The sequence below is a fragment of the Sulfitobacter sp. 1A12779 genome, assembly GCF_043557315.1.
Taxonomy (GTDB): Bacteria; Pseudomonadota; Alphaproteobacteria; order Rhodobacterales; family Rhodobacteraceae; genus Sulfitobacter; species Sulfitobacter faviae.
In genome coordinates this window covers 47,621-64,957 of the sequence record NZ_JBIFFU010000017.1, presented here as the reverse complement: position 1 = coordinate 64,957, position 17,337 = coordinate 47,621, and the positions used below count along the sequence as shown (strand labels likewise).

17 protein-coding genes and 1 tRNA gene are annotated in these 17,337 nt (G+C 58.8%); 14 read left to right on the top strand and 4 right to left on the bottom strand.

Annotated elements, in window-relative coordinates:
* The 3 genes from ACGYLQ_RS16410 to ACGYLQ_RS16400 form a co-directional block, all read right to left on the bottom strand.
* Positions 1 to 564, bottom strand: a 564-nt coding sequence (locus tag ACGYLQ_RS16410; RefSeq protein ID WP_394443935.1) for a hypothetical protein, incomplete at its 3' end; no start/stop codon positions are given.
* Positions 565 to 695: 131 nt separating this feature from the next.
* Entirely contained in the window at positions 696 to 1,532 is an 837-nt protein-coding gene (locus ACGYLQ_RS16405) for a hypothetical protein (protein WP_260010972.1), read from the bottom strand.
* 534 nt (positions 1,533 to 2,066) lie between these two features.
* Complete coding sequence (locus ACGYLQ_RS16400) at positions 2,067 to 2,321, bottom strand: hypothetical protein (RefSeq protein ID WP_394443933.1); 255 nt, start codon at positions 2,319 to 2,321, stop codon at positions 2,067 to 2,069.
* A 406-nt stretch (positions 2,322 to 2,727) separates the two neighbouring features.
* Here ACGYLQ_RS16400 and ACGYLQ_RS16395 point away from each other — a divergent pair, with 406 nt between their 5' ends.
* The 6 genes from ACGYLQ_RS16395 to ACGYLQ_RS16370 all read left to right on the top strand — a co-directional run bounded on the left by ACGYLQ_RS16395 (position 2,728) and on the right by ACGYLQ_RS16370 (position 5,290).
* Complete coding sequence (locus ACGYLQ_RS16395; protein WP_394443931.1) at positions 2,728 to 3,051, top strand: hypothetical protein; 324 nt, start codon at positions 2,728 to 2,730, stop codon at positions 3,049 to 3,051.
* A gap of 82 nt (positions 3,052 to 3,133) precedes the next feature.
* Positions 3,134 to 3,553, top strand: coding sequence for a hypothetical protein (locus tag ACGYLQ_RS16390; RefSeq protein ID WP_322328574.1), 420 nt, complete (start codon positions 3,134 to 3,136; stop codon positions 3,551 to 3,553).
* Entirely contained in the window at positions 3,550 to 4,062 is a 513-nt protein-coding gene (locus ACGYLQ_RS16385) for a hypothetical protein (protein ID WP_394443929.1), read from the top strand. Before ACGYLQ_RS16390 ends, ACGYLQ_RS16385 begins: the two co-directional genes overlap by 4 nt.
* A gap of 69 nt (positions 4,063 to 4,131) precedes the next feature.
* Complete coding sequence (locus tag ACGYLQ_RS16380) at positions 4,132 to 4,644, top strand: hypothetical protein (RefSeq protein ID WP_394443927.1); 513 nt, start codon at positions 4,132 to 4,134, stop codon at positions 4,642 to 4,644.
* Between the two features lie 73 nt (positions 4,645 to 4,717).
* Positions 4,718 to 4,996: a hypothetical protein gene (locus ACGYLQ_RS16375; protein WP_394398508.1), complete on the top strand. Its 279-nt coding sequence runs from the start codon at positions 4,718 to 4,720 to the stop codon at positions 4,994 to 4,996.
* 138 nt (positions 4,997 to 5,134) lie between these two features.
* The gene (locus tag ACGYLQ_RS16370) at positions 5,135 to 5,290 is read left to right on the top strand and encodes a hypothetical protein (RefSeq protein WP_394443925.1); all 156 of its coding nucleotides are present in this window, start codon (positions 5,135 to 5,137) and stop codon (positions 5,288 to 5,290) included.
* A gap of 354 nt (positions 5,291 to 5,644) precedes the next feature.
* Here the strand turns inward: ACGYLQ_RS16370 and ACGYLQ_RS16365 are convergent.
* Positions 5,645 to 5,730: transfer RNA gene (locus ACGYLQ_RS16365), tRNA-Leu, on the bottom strand.
* A gap of 168 nt (positions 5,731 to 5,898) precedes the next feature.
* Here ACGYLQ_RS16365 and ACGYLQ_RS16360 point away from each other — a divergent pair.
* The 8 genes from ACGYLQ_RS16360 (at position 5,899) to queG (ending at position 17,336) form a co-directional block, all read left to right on the top strand.
* The gene (locus tag ACGYLQ_RS16360) at positions 5,899 to 6,885 is read left to right on the top strand and encodes a complex I NDUFA9 subunit family protein (RefSeq protein WP_394443923.1); all 987 of its coding nucleotides are present in this window, start codon (positions 5,899 to 5,901) and stop codon (positions 6,883 to 6,885) included.
* The gene (locus tag ACGYLQ_RS16355) at positions 6,885 to 7,691 is read left to right on the top strand and encodes an undecaprenyl-diphosphate phosphatase (protein ID WP_394443921.1); all 807 of its coding nucleotides are present in this window, start codon (positions 6,885 to 6,887) and stop codon (positions 7,689 to 7,691) included. The genes ACGYLQ_RS16360 and ACGYLQ_RS16355 overlap by 1 nt, the downstream gene beginning before the upstream one ends.
* 159 nt (positions 7,692 to 7,850) lie before the next feature.
* Positions 7,851 to 9,284, top strand: a complete 1,434-nt coding sequence (locus ACGYLQ_RS16350) for an NAD(P)-dependent oxidoreductase (protein WP_394443919.1) — start codon at positions 7,851 to 7,853, stop codon at positions 9,282 to 9,284.
* Between the two features lie 164 nt (positions 9,285 to 9,448).
* Positions 9,449 to 13,981 (top strand): glutamate synthase large subunit, encoded by a 4,533-nt coding sequence (gene gltB / locus ACGYLQ_RS16345; protein ID WP_394443917.1) that lies wholly within the window; start codon positions 9,449 to 9,451, stop codon positions 13,979 to 13,981.
* Positions 13,982 to 14,101: 120 nt separating this feature from the next.
* The gene (locus ACGYLQ_RS16340) at positions 14,102 to 14,806 is read left to right on the top strand and encodes an SGNH/GDSL hydrolase family protein (RefSeq protein WP_394443915.1); all 705 of its coding nucleotides are present in this window, start codon (positions 14,102 to 14,104) and stop codon (positions 14,804 to 14,806) included.
* A 7-nt stretch (positions 14,807 to 14,813) separates the two neighbouring features.
* Complete coding sequence (mtgA, locus tag ACGYLQ_RS16335) at positions 14,814 to 15,542, top strand: monofunctional biosynthetic peptidoglycan transglycosylase (RefSeq protein ID WP_394443913.1); 729 nt, start codon at positions 14,814 to 14,816, stop codon at positions 15,540 to 15,542.
* Positions 15,543 to 15,600: 58 nt separating this feature from the next.
* Positions 15,601 to 16,269, top strand: a complete 669-nt coding sequence (locus ACGYLQ_RS16330) for a glutathione S-transferase family protein (RefSeq protein WP_394430535.1) — start codon at positions 15,601 to 15,603, stop codon at positions 16,267 to 16,269.
* Positions 16,269 to 17,336, top strand: coding sequence for a tRNA epoxyqueuosine(34) reductase QueG (gene queG, locus ACGYLQ_RS16325; protein ID WP_394443911.1), 1,068 nt, complete (start codon positions 16,269 to 16,271; stop codon positions 17,334 to 17,336). Before ACGYLQ_RS16330 ends, queG begins: the two co-directional genes overlap by 1 nt.
* Position 17,337 lies beyond the last annotated feature (1 nt).

Genomic DNA, 17,337 nt, shown 5'->3' with positions numbered 1-17,337 from the left:
GAACCGATCACGCGTCAAAGCATGACAAACAAGGCTTGAAGGCCGCAATACAGCGGTTGCGAGGCTCTGCCAATTGCCAGACGAAAGCCACGATCCTGCTTCAGGCCGCCCGCGCCGCCAAACTACCAAAAATTGTTCAAAAATCGAGGTGCCCTTAAACTTTTTATCCAAATCCATGAGGCGCTCATTGTTCTTCTCGACTGTGCCTTTCACATAACCACTATGTTTGAAGAGAGTGGCAAAACCACTAATGCCAGAAAACGGCGTTCCATCTTGCACGTTAGCTGCTCGCCGAATCTCTGAGATTGCTTCAATACAAACGGCCTCCGCGTTCATTTCTTCATTTGGGAGGTCGAACAAGAATATTCGTATTTCATTGGAATCCCAATGGTAGGCTGCAAAGCCGCTACCTAATTTATCCCGGATTAGTAAAGTCAACCTAAATACGCCCAAGTCCATTAAGTTGACTGGGGTGTTCATTAGGTAGTTGGTGGTATCGTCAGGCCCCGCGAATGCGGAGGATGAACCAAAGGCTAGGAAAGCACAGAGCGACAATCGTTTCATGAATTTGGGCGCTCGTTTCGAAATCATACCGAAAAACCTCGAGAAATATATGGGCGACTAAAGTATCTAAAACATTGAAATATGCACAGGACTAAATGGATGGTTATCTGGCGGGCTCGACCTTAAAAATCCTAATATTCCGGAAGTTGACTAATAAATGCCTTCGAGACCACCCAGAATCCTTGAATCAGAGGAACTGCGAGAAATGCGAATCCTAAGACAACTAGGACGACACAGAAAGGCCTCGCTATTGTTTTCGAGAAGTTTAGCCAATCGATGAACTTCCATAATAGGATGCTCGTCAATAGCTTTTGATCTTCATTTTCCTCTCCCGTCAACTTCGTTGATCTTAAGTACGTTCCCGTCCCTGGTATCTCACGAACATGGGCTCCCGCCGCTTTTGCTTGGAGAGGGTTCAGGTCAGATTCATCTTCCCAATGTTGCCCGACAAGGTTGTTTTCGCCAGTCAGCTCAAACAGAAAACGATTCAGCCGAAGGCCCTCAGGACTCATCCTGTTCACCTTTTTGATGCTAGAGAGATAGTCTGAGGCATAGTCCCTGACGAGCTCAGCTGTAACCCCATCTGAAGCCGCAGAGGCTGACGAACCGTATTTTCGAATAAATTCTGGGCAGTATGCGACATAGATTAGCCGCCCAAGGCCAAAGGATGCGGCTGAAAAGTAAAGCAAATACCAGTTAAACGGTATGTTTAGCACGAATGGCACGTCTTCTTTGCCGCCAAAGGGATTAGCGTAGTACCGATCAGGAAGTTCCGAGGAAAACGTTATAAGAATTGGGACCAAAACGAGCCAGAGCGATGCTGCCCTTACAGCCTTCGCGTCTAATACTGAACGCAAAGTAGACCACGACAACCAATCATGTCCCGACCACTCATCAGGGCCTGCTTGAAGCTTTTTTAGTCCCGAAGAAAGGGTGTCCCATTCCTCATCTGTGAATTTATATGCCATTTTTTGGTCAATCAACAAGCCTGTAGCTATACATTGTGTCGGGTTCCGCCTTTCGGGTCCAGCTAAAGATGCTCGATTTGACCTCAATTTGGGTCTGCGTATCATAATTTGACATGCTAGTTGGGGAATGTAGCAACAAGGCTGTATCACGAAGCGCTACCCGTTGTCCGCAGTGCAACTCCCCGCCGCAGCAGTAGTAGCCCACGGGGTCATGTCAGACCGCGCGGTGGCACTTATTCGATCACTGCAAGCGGAAGAAAGAACTACGGCGGATGCTAGTACTGACCAACTGAGTAACACTTTTCGGGAAACTGGTTAGAAGAACACCGGAGAAGAGTATCGCAACATCGGAGAAAGCCCGCTTCCAATGTTGTGTTACATTCCTTCGGTGTTTTCGTACTCAACTTTACGAGTAACGGGGAGAGATCACCCATTTTCAGAAGCTATGTAGGGGGAGGCTTCGGGTAAGGCTCTGTATTGGTACTAAATAGCTCGCTACTTGTGGCTTTTGCAAACTAGCGCAATGGCACTTCACTATTCGACCTGTGACTGCTTTCTTAGTATTATCCAATGATGCCTTGCGAGCATCACTCTGATGTCAAGCACACTCCAGAGTATCGCGTAGGAACTAAAAAATAAAGCTGCATCAGCAAAGCCTAGAGAGCTGAAATTCATATTCTGGAAGTAACCAATACCAATCGTTGCCGCTACTACCGATATAGGAATCCAGTCGCGGTGTCGTGAATATTTCTTTACCTCGTCATTCTCATCAAACTTGGTAAGTTTCATTGTCCGACCTCCTCTAAGCGCCCTGTGGCAGGTTGACCATCATTCATATGGGTCAGCTGTTACACCAAGTCCTATCCCTGGACCTCTGGCCACGTCCCCTTGCTCTAAGAATTGCACTCCGAGGCTCTCTAGAGTTGTTTTGACCTTCTCTAGGTTCGTCCCTGATGAAGGGGGGACACCTTCTGCTAATTCCATCCGCTTTAGTGTCGATTCCGCCACCCCAGAGGCCTCCGCTAATGCTTTGACAGACAGTTTTGTATAGCCGCGTGCCATCCGAATTTGCGCGCCTGTAAGCATACAGTGACCCTTTCTGGTTCTTTTTTGGACTAAATTGGTTGACTTAAGTCCTTATGTGAACCATATTAGGTCATATCAGGCCAATTTGCAAGAATGGAGGGCTAAGCACATGACCTATGACCTACAGGCAATCATGACCGACGCTTGGGGAATTGTCCGTAGAGCCAACGTGGCCCTGTACGGGTTCCGGACCATCATGCGCCGCGCTCTAAAAGCTTCATGGGCCAATGCCAAACATGAGCGCGCAATGAAGGCTCGGCAGGAAAAGCAAAAACAGGCATCGCCCGAAGTGATCCGCATCCAGAACGAAATTGCCATCCTCGAAAGCAAGACCCATTGGGCACAGCCTGACTATGCCCGTATTGGCGTCCTGCGCGCCGCGCTAAGGGCCGTGCTCAGCCAATCCCGCGATCATCCCACACATCGCGGTTGAGAGGATTGCCCACGATACCGCGCATGAGCACGCATAACTGGCGGGGTAAACGCCCCGTCATTCTAAATCAAAGGAGACTACCATGAACGACCTCGAAGTTATCCGCTTTCGCCTCAGCCATTTCGCAGAGAGCGCGGGAGATACCGCTCCATCGAAAATCCTAAGCTCGGACGGCGGTCCAAGCCGGGAGATTATGGATTATTGCGATAAACATCGCCTGACGCTTGACTGGGCGCTACTGGGGAGTGGGCCGATACATCGAAAGGCCAAAGCCCCTTTGCTGGCTGATATCGAATTCGACGCAATCTTCTTACATGGCTTGTTGCAAGGTCTCGAACTGCTGATCGACGAATCTGAAAGCAACTCATCCCCTGCTTCCAATGCCGCACATGCCTTGGCGCAGGAAGTCATTGCTAAGAGCGAGCGCTTGGCTTGTGACCTCTCCAGTCTCGTGGATGCCACGCCGAATGCACGGAAGGCGCAACTGGAGGCAGTAAAATGAACACACAAATCGCAGATGCAATCAGTGATGCATACGACATCAGCAGCATTCTACGCGTATGTATTCGGTCTCTTGAAGGCGATGCGCCAGAGCAGCCGGGTGACGGAGCAGCTACTGCCCATACCGTCAAGCAGGCGAACTATAAGGTCGGAGACTTGATCAGCAGGCTTGAACTGGTTGAACTGAGAGGCGAGCGCCCAGACGAGGATGCCAGCCAAAGGACAGGTGCCGTACAGCTTCTAGATAAATGGCAGGCAGCAAGGCGCAGTAGAAGTGCGTTGATGCAAGAATTACCCGATGACCACGGGGCTGAACCGGCTGAGTTGAGCGAGCTTGACGAGAACATCGAGTGGCTTGCAGAGCGCATTTCTTGCTTTGAGCCTAAGTCAGATGCAGATGCCGCAGCTATGCTGGAATGGTGCGTTGAAGACTGCGCCGGAGAACTGCTGTGTGAGCAGTACCCGCGCGCCCAGAAGGCCGTGATCGAATACCTGCGGTCCAAAGCCTAACGAACCCGCCTGCGCCCCTCTGTCGGGGCGTGGGCAACGCGGTGGGGGCCGCATTGGAGGCTGTCAGAAATGAACTGCTATACGAACAATCGGAACTGGTCAGACAGGTTCTTGCCTGAGATTAAGCAGCTGATCGGGGGCTATCTCCTGGAAACCGCTGCCGACCCATTTGACCACATTCAAGCGACGGACCTCATGATGCTTGATGCCCGTGACATGCGGGTGGCAGCACGCGTGCGGCGACCCGGCTATGCACAGCGCTATCCCTACCAGTTCACCATACGCTCTGCGGTGGCGTCAGGGGCGCAGACAGAGCTTTCCAAGATTGTGAACGGCAACGGTGATTGGATGTTCTACGGTCATTCAAATGCTGATCAAACGGGCCTAGAGGCGTGGTGGCTGATCGACCTTCGAGCGTTCCGCGCCGCGCTCATCCGCAACAGGGTCAACGCCCCGCAGATTGTGATGGGTGACCAGCGCAATCCCGATGGAACGCGGTTCAAATGGTTTGATCTCCGGTCGTTTCCCAGCGATCCGCCATTAGTGGTGGCTTCAGGAGCTGTGACGGCCAGATCAGTTTAGCTTCACGATCAGGTAATATTGTGCCAGCCTACGCGTGCGATAGTGCCAAGCAGATCAATATAGGAGACCGGCCATGCCAGCTTTTTTAATATCATATTCAACGGCTTCGGAGGAAACTAGAGCGAATCTTGACGAGTTCATGGTTGCGTTGGGAGCAGTGCATCTAGGTGATTGTCTATGCGGTTTAGAAATGGAGCTGGAACTTGAGCCATTTCGCGAATGGCTGATTAGTCAGTTAGAAGAAAGCGATGCTTTAGTTGTAATTGAGCTTCGCCCACATCTTGGGCAGACAAATCAGAATCTCTCCAAGGAGGCTGCGATTTGGCTGGAGAGGATGCTGAAGGCTGATTGACTCAGCGCGCATTGTGTAAAATAAAGCGTAAGCTCCTGTTACGCGCTCATAACTTAACGTAGATAAATTTTGTATGGGGCAGAGCGTTGTTGCGATTGGAATTTCACAACAGTTTCTTCTAAGCAACGGAGTTCAGCCATGTCGAAAGACCAACGCGATTTCCGTATTAGTAGGCATTTGCGACGCTGGTTCTGGTTCGGTATCGGTGTACTGGGGTTACTTTGGGTTCTCGCCGCCTTTGAAGTGGTCGATTATCTGTCTGATGCGGATCAGGCTGCGGAAGCACTGCGTTAATCTTTCTTTGCCCGCCTTTGCCCTTGGGTGCGGAGTACCTATTTGATGTCGATGGAATCCGACGAGCAGAATAATACAGCCAGTAAACGAAAAGTGCGTGAGCGCTGGGCTGAAAGCGGGCAGACTCGCGAGCGCTTGGCATTTACTTCGGCTTTGGTGTTGCTCTGGTCGCTGGGCCTGTGGTTCGTTCTGACACACTGAATCGCCGAACGATTCCCAAACTAGAACCCCAATTGAAATGATTGAGAGCGCAAAGCCACGTTAAACGGGCCGCGTTGGGGTGGACTGTAGGGTGGATTGAATTTGCGTAGACTTCTAAAAGCTTATTCAAATCAATCATTTATCGGGGAATATTGGTGCCCAGGAGAGGACTCGAACCTCCACACCGTTGCCAGTACTAGCACCTGAAGCTAGCGCGTCTACCATTCCGCCACCTGGGCACGTATCGTGTGGGGTGCTCTAAGGCTCAGCCGGGTGACTGTCAATCGCAATTTATGCGAAAATCGGAAAATCCTGCACGCGAGGCGCTGCAACCGGGGGTTTGGCCTTGTGACAGGGGCGGTGCGCGGGTACATCCTGTCAGAGAATTTATCTACAGGAGCGGCAGAATGTCTAAGCTGGTCACGATTTATGGCGGTTCGGGGTTTGTCGGACGCTATATCGCGTATCGCATGGCCAGAGCTGGTTGGCGGGTGCGGGTGGCGGTGCGCCATCCCAACGAGGCGCTCTTTGTGCGGACCTATGGTGTGGTCGGCCAGGTCGAACCTGTTTTGTGCAACATCCGCAACGATGGCTCCGTGGCCGACGCGCTGCGCGGCGCGGATGCGGTGGTGAACTGCGTGGGCATTCTGGTCGAGACCGGCAAGAACAGCTTTGACGCCGTCCAATCCGAAGGGGCCGAGCGTATCGCGCGCATGGCCGCCGCCGAAGGGATCGGCCATTTCGTGCATGTCTCTGCCATCGGCGCGGATATGGAGGCCGAAAGCGACTATGCCCGCACCAAGGGCGAGGGCGAGGCGGCCATTCTCAAGCATATGCCTCATGCCGTGATCCTGCGCCCCTCGATCATGTTCGGGCCAGAGGACGAATTCTTTAACCGTTTTGCAGGCATGACCCGCACCGGCCCGATCCTGCCGGTCGCCGGTGCCTCGACCCGGTTCCAGCCGGTGTTCGTCGATGACGTGGCCAAGGCGGCGGAAAAAGCACTGGGGGGGCAGGTCCCTTCGGGCGTCTATGAACTCGGCGGTCCCGATGTGGATACCTTCCGCGGGTTGATGCAGCGCATGCTCAAGGTGATTCGCCGCCGTCGTTTGGTGCTCAACATGCCGTGGTTCTTGGCCAAAATCGTGGCCTTCGGGTTCGATATGGTGCAGACGGCGACCTTCGGGCTGTTCACCAACAAGATGCTGACCCGCGATCAGGTCAAGAACCTGCGCAAGGATAATGTCGTAGCGGAAGACGCGCGCGGCTTTGCCGAGCTTGACATCACCCCAACCGCGATGGATGCGGTGCTCCCCGACTATCTCTGGCGGTTCCGGCCCTCGGGTCAATATGACGCCATCAAAGCATCGGCACGTAACCTGCGGCAGGGATAATGGAACAATCGACCACTCTGATCGCCGCCTTTCTGGGTTTGCTGGAGGGGCTGACAGAGTTCATCCCCGTATCTTCGACCGGGCATCTTTTGTTGGCCGGTCATTTTCTGGGTTTCGAAAGCGCCGGACGGACCTTTGAGGTCGTGATTCAATTGGGCGCGGTGCTGGCGATCCTCACGGTCTATTCCGCGCGGCTTTGGGCGGTCTTCTCGGCCGCGCCGCATGATCCGCAGGCGCGGCGGTTCATCTGGTCGGTGCTTCTGGCCTTTCTGCCAGCGGTCGTGATCGGCGTTTTGGCGCATGACTTCATCAAAACGGTCCTTTTCGAGACGCCCTTGCTGATTGCCGTCATGTTGGTACTGGGCGGGGTGGTCCTGCTGGTCGTCGACCGCATTGCTCCCGCGCCGACCCATTCCGATGCGACCAAATTCCCGCTCTCGATGGCCTTCAAGATCGGCTTGATCCAATGCCTCGCCATGGTGCCGGGCACCTCGCGTTCGGGGGCGACAATCGTTGGCGCCCTGTTGCTGGGAGCCAGCAAGCGGGCGGCGGCGGAATTCTCCTTCTTTCTGTCGATGCCGACGATGGCGGGCGCTTTCGCCTATGACATCTACAAGAACCGCGATGTGCTGGATGCCTCGGCCATGGGCGAGATCGCCGTCGGCTTCGCCATGGCGTTTATCTCTGCCGTTTTCGTGGTGCGTTGGGTGCTCGATTACATCAGCCGCTATGGCTATGCGCTTTTCGGGTGGTGGCGAATCCTTGTGGGCGGGGTGGTTATCCTCGCGCTTTGGGCTGGGTTTTAGTGGGTAGGTCCGCATCGGACCTTAAATGATGCATAAAAATGATTGCCGAGCCACTCATTTGCTCGGAAAGAGATAAATAGGTCAGCATTGCTGTCTTTTATTTACTTTGACGCTCTCGTATACGAGCCTTCTGACGGAATTTGTCGAAGGAACGGGTATATGGCGAAGCAGGTCATGCTAAAATTTACAGACGTTGCGCGGGATATGCCCGAAAAACGCCCGCCCGATTTGCGCCGGACGGATTTCGATGAAATTTACGCCGAATATGCGGATGCCAAAGCGGCAGAACAGTCGAGCCGGTGCAGCCAATGCGGCGTGCCCTACTGCCAAACCCATTGCCCCCTGCACAACAACATCCCCGACTGGCTGCGCCTGACCGCTGAGGGGCGTCTGCAAGAAGCCTATGAGATCAGCCAGTCCACCAATACCTTCCCCGAGATCTGTGGCCGCATCTGCCCGCAGGACCGGCTTTGCGAAGGCAACTGCGTGATCGAACAATCTGGCCATGGCACCGTCACCATCGGCTCGATTGAGAAATACATCACCGACACCGCTTGGGAGCAGGGCTGGGTCAAACCCGCCGCCCCGCGCGAAGAGCGGCCCGAAAGTGTCGGCATCATCGGCGCAGGCCCGGGCGGTCTGGCGGCGGCGGATATGCTGCGCCGCGCGGGCGTGCAGGTCACCATCTATGACCGCTACGACCGGGCGGGCGGCTTGCTGACCTATGGCATCCCCGGCTTCAAGCTTGAGAAAGACGTGGTTGAGCGCCGCAATGCGCAGTTGGCCGAAGGCGGCGTGACCTTTGAGTTGAACTGCGATGTCGGTGTCGACATCAGCTTTGGCGCGATCCGGGGCAAGCATGACGCCGTGATCATCGCGACCGGCGTCTATAAAACCCGTGAGATCGAAGCCCCCGGTGTGGGCGGTTTTGGCGTGGAACGGGCGATCGACTTCCTCACCGCCTCCAACCGCAAGAGCTTTGGCGACTCGGTCGAAGAATTCGAAAGCGGCCGTCTGAACGCCGCGGGCAAGAAGGTTGTCGTGATCGGCGGCGGCGACACGGCGATGGACTGTGTGCGCACCTCGATCCGTCAGGGTGCGGAAAGCGTCAAATGCCTCTACCGCCGCGACCGGGCCAATATGCCGGGCAGCCAGCGCGAAGTGCAAAACGCCGAAGAAGAAGGTGTGATCTTTGAATGGCTGAGCGCGCCCAAGGGCTTCGTCGGCGATCCGGTGACCGGCGTGATGGTGCAAAAGATGCGCCTCGGCGCGCCTGACGTGACCGGCCGCCAGTCGCCCGAGGTGATCGAAGGCGCCGACTATGTCGAAGACGCCGACATGGTGATCATGGCCCTCGGCTTTGAGCCCGAAGACCTGCCGACGCTTTGGAACGAGCCGGAGCTGCCGGTCAACCGCTGGGGCACGATCAAGGCCGATTACGTCACCGGGGCCACCGCGCTCGACGGAGTCTATGCCGTGGGCGACATCGTGCGCGGCGCGAGCCTTGTGGTTTGGGCGATCAAGGATGGGCGCGACTGCGCGCAGGCGATCCTTGACGATTTCAACGGCGCGCAGCGTATCGCGGCGGAGTGATGGCACCGGGGCGGCCCTGCCGCCCCGCGCCATGCGGCGCTGCCCGCGACCAAGAGTGAAATAGACGTGACGCCCGACGGCCCTGCCTTTGCCGCAGCGCACGAGAACAAAACCAAGGCCCAAGTCAAAGCAGGATTTGCGGCGTTTGTGGAAGGAACCAAGCCATGACCAAATATGATGACGCCTGGGTGGCCCGCGAAGAAGCCAAACGCGCGATGATGGCCGAAAAGGGCATGTATAGTTTCGAGGAAGAGCATTCCTCCTGCGGCGTGGGCCTTGTGGTCAACATCAATGGCGAAAAGACCCGCGAGGTCGTGGTCAACGGGATCAACGCGCTCAAGGCGATCTGGCACCGCGGCGCGGTCGACGCCGACGGGATGACCGGCGACGGCGCGGGCATTCATGTGCAGATCCCCGTACCCTTCTTCTATGAGCAGGTCCGCCGCACCGGCCACACCCCGCGCGAGGATGAGTTGATCGCCGTGGGCCAAGTCTTCCTGCCGCGCACCAATTTTGCCGCGCAAGAGACCTGCCGAACCATCGTGGAGACCGAAGTGCTCCGCATGGGCTACTACATCTATGGCTGGCGGCATGTGCCGGTCGACATCTCGGTGCTGGGTGAAAAGGCCAATGCGACCCGGCCCGAGATCGAACAGATCCTGATCTCCAACGCCAAGGGCGTGGATGAAGAGACATTTGAGCGTGAGCTCTACGTGATCCGCCGCCGCATCGAGAAAGCCGCCATCGCGGCGCAGGTGCCGCAGATGTATATCGCTTCAATGTCCTGCCGTTCGATCATCTACAAGGGCATGATGCTGGCCGAACAGGTGGCGGAGTTCTATCCCGACCTGAAGGACGACAAATTCATCAGCGCCTTCGCGATCTATCACCAGCGCTATTCCACCAACACTTTCCCGCAGTGGTGGTTGGCGCAGCCCTTCCGCATGTTGGCCCATAACGGTGAGATCAACACCCTCAAGGGCAATATGAACTGGATGAAGAGCCATGAGATCCGCATGGCGAGCGCGACCTTTGGCGAGATGGCCGAGGACATCAAGCCGATCGTGGCCTCCGGCTCGAGCGATTCGGCGGCGCTTGATTCCGTGTTCGAAGTGCTGGTCCGCGCGGGCCGCTCCGCGCCGATGGCCAAGACGATGTTGGTGCCGGAATCCTGGTCCAAACAGGCCGTGGAACTGCCGCAGGCATGGCGCGACATGTACTCCTATTGCAACTCCGTCATGGAGCCTTGGGACGGCCCCGCCGCCTTGGCGATGACCGATGGCCGCTGGGTCTGCGCCGGGCTTGACCGCAACGGGCTGCGCCCGATGCGCTATGTCGAAACCTCGGACGGCATGTTGATCGCCGGTTCCGAAGCCGGGATGGTGCCGCTCGACGAGGCGCGCGTCGTGGCCAAGGGCGCGCTTGGCCCCGGGCAGATCATCGCGGTGGATATGGCAGAGGGCAAACTCTTCCATGATACTGAAATCAAAGACAAACTGGCCGCCAACCAGCCCTTCGGCGAATGGGTCGGCAAGATCACCGAGATGGATGGTGTCCTTGCCGGTGTCACCGAAATGCCGCTGTTCGAAGGGGCCGAGTTGCGCCGCCGTCAGGTGGCCGCGGGCTATACCATCGAAGAATTGGAACAGATCCTCGCGCCGATGGCCGAGGACGGCAAGGAAACGCTGGCCTCGATGGGCGACGACACGCCCTCGGCGGTCCTTAGTGGCCAGTACCGCCCACTGAGCCATTTCTTCCGCCAGAACTTCAGCCAAGTTACCAACCCGCCGATCGACAGCTTGCGCGAATTCCGGGTGATGAGCCTCAAGACACGGTTCGGCAACCTCAAGAACGTGCTCGACGAAGACAGCTCCCAGACCGAGATCATCGTGCTCGACAGCCCCTTTGTGGGCAACGCGCAGTTCGATGAGCTGATGGCCCAGTTCAAAGTGCATACAGTCACCATCGACTGCACCTTCGAGCCCGGCAACGGCAATCTGAGCGCCGGTCTTGCCCGCATCCGGGCCGAGGCGGAAGACGCCGTGCGCTCGGGCGCGGGGCATCTGGTGCTGACCGATCAGCACAGCGGCGCTGACCGCGTGGCGATGCCGATGATCCTTGCCACCAGCGCGGTGCACAGCCACCTCGTGCGCAAGGGGCTGCGGACCTTTACCTCGCTCAACGTGCGTTCGGCAGAATGCGTCGATCCGCATTACTTCGCCGTGCTGGTGGGCTGCGGTGCGACCGTGGTGAACGCCTATCTGGCCGAGGATTCCCTCGCCGACCGGATTGAGCGCGGGCTGTTGGACATGACACTGACGCAGGCGGTGCAGAAATACCGTGAGGCGATTGACCAAGGTCTGCTCAAGATCATGGCGAAGATGGGGATTTCCGTGATCTCGTCCTATCGCGGCGGTCTGAACTTCGAGGCGGTGGGCCTGTCCCGTGCGATGTGTGCCGAATACTTCCCCGGCATGACCAGCCGCATCTCGGGTATCGGTGTCGTCGGCATCCAGCGCAAGGCCGAGGAAGTCCACGCCAAGGGCTGGCAGGGCGACGGTGTTGTGATGCCCATCGGTGGCTTCTACAAGCTGCGCCGCTCGGGCGAAAAACACGCTTGGGAGGCGAGCAGCATGCATATGCTGCAAATGGCTTGCAACAAAGCGTCCTACCAGATGTGGCAGCAGTATTCGAAAAAGATGCAGAGCAATCCGCCGATCCATCTGCGCGACCTTTTGGACATCAAGCCGCGCGGCAACCCGGTGCCGTTGGAGGAGGTGGAAAGCATTACTTCGATCCGCAAGCGTTTCGTGACCCCGGGCATGTCGCTGGGGGCGCTGTCGCCCGAGGCGCACAAGACACTGAACGTGGCGATGAACCGTATTGGCGCCAAGTCTGACAGCGGCGAGGGCGGCGAAGATCCGGCGCATTTCGTGCCGGAGGCCAATGGCGACAACCCCTCGGCCAAGATCAAACAGGTCGCCTCGGGTCGCTTTGGTGTGACGGCAGAGTACCTCAACCAGTGCGAAGAGCTGGAAATCAAGGTCGCACAGGGCGCCAAACCCGGTGAGGGCGGCCAGCTTCCGGGTATGAAGGTCACCGACCTGATCGCGCGGCTGCGGCATTCGACCAAGGGCGTGACCCTGATCTCGCCTCCGCCGCACCATGACATCTACTCAATCGAAGACCTCGCGCAGCTGATCTACGACCTTAAACAGATCAACCCGCGCTGCAAGGTGACGGTGAAGCTCGTCGCTTCGAGTGGCGTCGGCACAATTGCTGCCGGCGTGGCCAAGGCCAAGGCCGACATCATCCTGATTTCGGGCCATAACGGCGGCACCGGGGCATCGCCTGCGACCTCGATCAAATATGCGGGTCTGCCGTGGGAGATGGGCCTGACCGAGGCCCATCAGGTTCTGTCGATGAACAACCTGCGCGACCGGGTGACCCTGCGCACCGACGGCGGGCTGCGCACCGGGCGCGACATCGTCATGGCGGCGATGATGGGGGCCGAGGAATACGGCATCGGCACCGCCGCACTCATCGCCATGGGCTGCATCATGGTGCGCCAGTGCCAGTCCAACACCTGCCCCGTCGGCGTCTGCACGCAGGACGAAGCGCTGCGCGACAAGTTCACCGGCAATGCGGATAAGGTCGTGAACCTCATCACCTTCTACGCACAGGAGGTGCGGGAGATCCTCGCCTCCATCGGGGCGCGCAGCCTTGATGAGGTCATCGGCCGCGCGGACCTGCTGACGCAGGTCAGCCGAGGCTCGGCGCACCTTGATGATCTGGACCTGAACCCGCTGTTGATCACCGTCGATGGCGCGAATGAGAACGTCTATGACCGCGACAAGCCGCGTCAGGTCGTGCTCGACACGCTGGACGCGCAGATCGTTCGCGATGCCGCGCGCTTCCTTGAGGACGGTGAGAAGATGCAACTGTCCTATGCCGTGCAGAACACGCACCGGACCGTCGGCACACGGGTGTCGAGCCATATCGTCAAACGCTTCGGGATGCGCAATTCGCTGCAACCAGACCACTTGACGGTGAAGCTGACCGGCTCGGCTGGGCAGTCGCTGGGGGCTTTCGCGGCGCCGGGGCTGAAGCTCGAAGTCTCGGGCGATGCCAACGACTACGTCGGCAAGGGTCTGTCGGGCGGCACGATCGTGGTGCGGCCTTCGATGGCGAGCCCCGTGGTGGCGTCGGAGAACACGATCATCGGCAACACGGTGCTCTATGGCGCGACGGCGGGATACCTCTTTGCCGCGGGCCGGGCGGGCGAGCGTTTCGCCGTCCGCAACTCGGGCGCGCATGTGGTGATCGAAGGCTGCGGCAGCAACGGTTGCGAATATATGACCGGCGGTGTGGCGGTGATCCTTGGTGAGATCGGCGCGAACTTTGCTGCCGGGATGACCGGGGGGATGGCCTATCTCTATGATCCCGAAGGCTCGGCCCATAAGTTGATGAACGCCGAGACGATCGTGACATGCCCGGTCACCGTGGATCATTGGCTCGATCAGTTGCAGGGTCTGCTGGAGCGCCATGTTGCCGAGACCAAGAGCCGCAAGGCCGCCGATATCCTTCAGCATTGGGAGACCGAGAAGCACAACTTCTTGCAGGTCTGCCCGAAGGAGATGTTGGTGCATCTGCCCGCGCCGCTCAGCGTGGAAGAGGCGGCGGTTCCGGCGGAGTAATCTTTGCCCCGCGCGGCTCCGGTCGCGCGGGGAGGCAATGGCCCGGCGCCTTCGGCTTGCTTCCGGGCCGGGGTGGTAGACGGAACGGGATGCGCTACTTCCTCCGCATCGGAGGACACCATGCATAAAATTCTGATCGCCATCGCCTTTGCCACCGGCCTTGCCGCCTGCACCGATACCGCCCCGCGCGGCGGGGGCGACATCCTCATCTTGGGCGATTCCATCATGGCGTGGAACGGGGGCCGCGCCATTCCCGATGTCATTGCAAACCAAACAGGCCGTAGCGTTACCAGCCGCGCTGTGCCGGGCGCTCAGTTCGACAATGCCTCGACCGTGGCCTCCGCCGTCGGCTTTGACATCCAGCAACAGTTCCCCGGCGGGCGCTGGAACTGGGTGGTGGTCAATGGCGGCGCGAATGACCTGAACGCCGATTGCGGCTGTGGCGCCTGCGGAGCCGTTGTCGATGCGCTGATCGCGCCGGATGGTCAAAGCGGCAGCATCCCTGCCTTCCTGCAACGTCTTCGCGCCCAGACCGGCGCGCAAGTCATGTGGATGGGCTATTACGCGGGCTCCGGTTCGGGCGCCTTCGCGGGCTGCCGCGATGATCTGGTCGAAATCGAATCCCGCATCGCGCGCTTCGCCGCGAACCGCCCCGGGGTCCATTTCGTCGATTCCGAAGATGTGATCGACCGGGGGGATCGCGGGCTCTTCGCTCGCGACAACGTGCACCCCTCGGCCCGTGGCTCTGCCCGGATCGGGGCCTACCTCGCGCAAGAGATCACCGCGCGTGAGAGCCGTTCACAAAATCCCGCAGACGGCCTATAGCTGATCTATGGCGACACGGAAAAAGACCGCCCCCAAGGGTAAGAAATCGAGCAAGAGCAGCCCCTCGCTCAAGAAACGCGCGCGCCGTTGGGCCTTGCGCGGCTTGGCGCTGGCCTTTCTCTTGGCGGTGCTGCTGGTGCTTCTGTTCCGCTTCGTCAATCCACCTACGGGTTTCTACATGTTCTCGGAATCGCGCCGTTTGGGCGGGGTGCAGCGGGACTGGGTGCCGCTGGAACAGATCGCCCCCGTGATGGCCCGCGCCGCCGTGGCGGCGGAGGATGCGAATTTCTGCAATCATTGGGGCTTTGACATGCAGGCCATTCGGACCGCGATCGAAAACGGGTCGGCCCGCGGGGCGTCGACGATCAGCCAGCAGACGGTCAAGAACGTCTACCTCTGGCATGGCCGGTCGTGGCTGCGCAAAGCGCTTGAGGCCGGGATGACCCCGCTGGTCGAAACCCTCTGGCCCAAGCGGCGGATCATCGAGGTCTATCTGAATGTGGCCGAGTTCGACGAAGGTGTCTTTGGCGTTGGGGCGGCGGCGCCGCATTACTTTGGCGTCGCGGCGGCAGACCTTAGCGCCACCCAAGCCGCCCGCCTTGCCGCGATCCTGCCCGACCCGAAAGAGCGGTCCGCCTCGCGCCCCGGTGACTTTACCCGCAAGCGTACGGCGCAGATCATGGACGGGGCGGCGACCATCCGCGCGGACGGTCGCGCCGCCTGTTTCGAGAGTTGAAAATCCCCGCGCCAGCAGGCATGGAAGAGTGCAATCCCTTTAACCACACGGACTTTATATGACGGCTCGCTTGTTTCACGTTCCCTTGTCCCCCTTCTGCCGCAAGGTGCGGCTTAGCCTTGGGGAGAAGAAGATCGAGGTGGAACTGGTCGAGGAGCGCTATTGGGAACAAGACCCCGATTTCCTGCGCCGCAACCCGGCGGGGAAGGTGCCTGTGCTGCGGCTCGACGGGATCATGATGGCGGAAAGCGCCGCGATCTGTGAATATATCGAAGAGACCCGCCCCGAGGCATCCTTGCTGCCCAGTGACCCGGTGCAGCGCTTGGAAGTGCGGCGTTTGGTCAGTTGGTTCGACGACAAGTTCCACGACGAGGTGACCTCGAAACTGCTGTATGAGCGGGTTAATAAAAAGGTCACCAAACAGGGCTACCCGGACAGCAAGAACGTCAAGGCCGGGGCCAAGGCGATCAAGTATCACCTTGATTACATGGCGTGGCTGCTGGATCACCGCCGCTGGCTGGCCGGTGACGTGATGACGCTGGCCGATTTCGCTGCCGCCGCGCATCTGTCCTCGCTCGACTATATCTCGGACGTGGATTGGAACCGCTCTGAGGTGGTCAAGGATTGGTACGCCAAGATCAAGTCGCGCCCGGCCTTCCGCTCGATCCTCGCCGATCAACTGCCGGGCTTCCCGCCGCCGCTGCATTACAACAACCTCGACTTCTGATGCCTGCCGCCCCCCCCCGCGCCGAGATTGGGCCGGAGGCTCTGAAGGCGCGGGTGGTGGCCCGGGCGCTTGAGGAAGGCTTTATCGCCTGCCGCATCTGCCGCCCCCAAGACGTGCCCGAGGTGCCCGAACGGCTCGCCCGCTTTGTCGAGGCCGGGTTTCACGGGCAGATGGGCTGGATGGAAGAGCGGATGCATTGGCGCGGCAATCCCGCCGCCCTCTGGCCCGAGGCGCGGTCCGTCATCATGCTGGCCGAAAGCTACACCCCCGAACATGACCCCCGCGCGGTGTTAGAGCATCCCGACAAGGGCGGCATTTCGGTCTACGCACAGGGGCGCGATTACCACGATATCGTCAAGAAACGGCTGAAGCGGCTGGCGCGGTGGCTTATGGAAGACGCCCGCGCGCTCGACCCAGAGGTGAAGGTTTTCGTCGATACCGCCCCGGTGCCGGAAAAAGCGCTCGCGCAGGCCGCGGGGCTCGGTTGGCAGGGCAAACACACCAACCTGCTTAGCCGAAAGTTCGGCAATTGGGCCTTTTTAGGCTCTGTTTTTACGACGCTCGATCTGCCCCCAGATGTGCGAGAGGTGGACCACTGCGGCTCTTGCCGGGCCTGTCTTGAGGCTTGCCCCACGGATGCTTTCCCTGCGCCCTATCAACTCGACGCGCGGCGCTGCATTTCCTATCTGACGATCGAACACAAAGGGCCGGTCGATCTGGACCTGCGCGAGAAGATAGGCAACCGGATCTATGGCTGTGACGATTGCCTTGCCGCTTGCCCGTGGAACAAGTTCGCCGTGGCGGCCAGCGATATGCGCTATCACGGTCCGGCGGTGCAGCCCGCCGATCTGGCCGAGCTTGCAGGCCTTGACGATACCGCTTTCCGCGCGCGCTATTCTGGCTCTCCGATCAAACGGATCGGGCGGGATCGTTTCGTGCGCAACGTGCTCTATGCCATCGGCAATTCCGGGCTGGCGCGGCTGCGCCCCGTGGCGCAATCTCTGACCGAAGACGCTGATCCCACCGTGGCCGAGGCCGCGCGTTGGGCGGCGGCGCGTTTGGCATAGG

Bases quoted from the DNA above. Each gene is read 5' to 3' on its own strand.
- ACGYLQ_RS16405 (WP_260010972.1), bottom strand. From the start codon at position 1,532: ATGGCATATAAATTCACAGATGAGGAATGGGACACCCTTTCTTCGGGA.
- ACGYLQ_RS16400 (WP_394443933.1), bottom strand. From the start codon at position 2,321: ATGAAACTTACCAAGTTTGATGAGAATGACGAGGTAAAGAAATATTCA.
- ACGYLQ_RS16395 (WP_394443931.1), top strand. From the start codon at position 2,728: ATGACCTATGACCTACAGGCAATCATGACCGACGCTTGGGGAATTGTC.
- ACGYLQ_RS16390 (WP_322328574.1), top strand. From the start codon at position 3,134: ATGAACGACCTCGAAGTTATCCGCTTTCGCCTCAGCCATTTCGCAGAG.
- ACGYLQ_RS16385 (WP_394443929.1), top strand. From the start codon at position 3,550: ATGAACACACAAATCGCAGATGCAATCAGTGATGCATACGACATCAGC.
- ACGYLQ_RS16380 (WP_394443927.1), top strand. From the start codon at position 4,132: ATGAACTGCTATACGAACAATCGGAACTGGTCAGACAGGTTCTTGCCT.
- ACGYLQ_RS16375 (WP_394398508.1), top strand. From the start codon at position 4,718: ATGCCAGCTTTTTTAATATCATATTCAACGGCTTCGGAGGAAACTAGA.
- ACGYLQ_RS16370 (WP_394443925.1), top strand. From the start codon at position 5,135: ATGTCGAAAGACCAACGCGATTTCCGTATTAGTAGGCATTTGCGACGC.
- ACGYLQ_RS16360 (WP_394443923.1), top strand. From the start codon at position 5,899: ATGTCTAAGCTGGTCACGATTTATGGCGGTTCGGGGTTTGTCGGACGC.
- ACGYLQ_RS16355 (WP_394443921.1), top strand. From the start codon at position 6,885: ATGGAACAATCGACCACTCTGATCGCCGCCTTTCTGGGTTTGCTGGAG.
- ACGYLQ_RS16350 (WP_394443919.1), top strand. From the start codon at position 7,851: ATGGCGAAGCAGGTCATGCTAAAATTTACAGACGTTGCGCGGGATATG.
- gltB (WP_394443917.1), top strand. From the start codon at position 9,449: ATGACCAAATATGATGACGCCTGGGTGGCCCGCGAAGAAGCCAAACGC.
- ACGYLQ_RS16340 (WP_394443915.1), top strand. From the start codon at position 14,102: ATGCATAAAATTCTGATCGCCATCGCCTTTGCCACCGGCCTTGCCGCC.
- mtgA (WP_394443913.1), top strand. From the start codon at position 14,814: ATGGCGACACGGAAAAAGACCGCCCCCAAGGGTAAGAAATCGAGCAAG.
- ACGYLQ_RS16330 (WP_394430535.1), top strand. From the start codon at position 15,601: ATGACGGCTCGCTTGTTTCACGTTCCCTTGTCCCCCTTCTGCCGCAAG.
- queG (WP_394443911.1), top strand. From the start codon at position 16,269: ATGCCTGCCGCCCCCCCCCGCGCCGAGATTGGGCCGGAGGCTCTGAAG.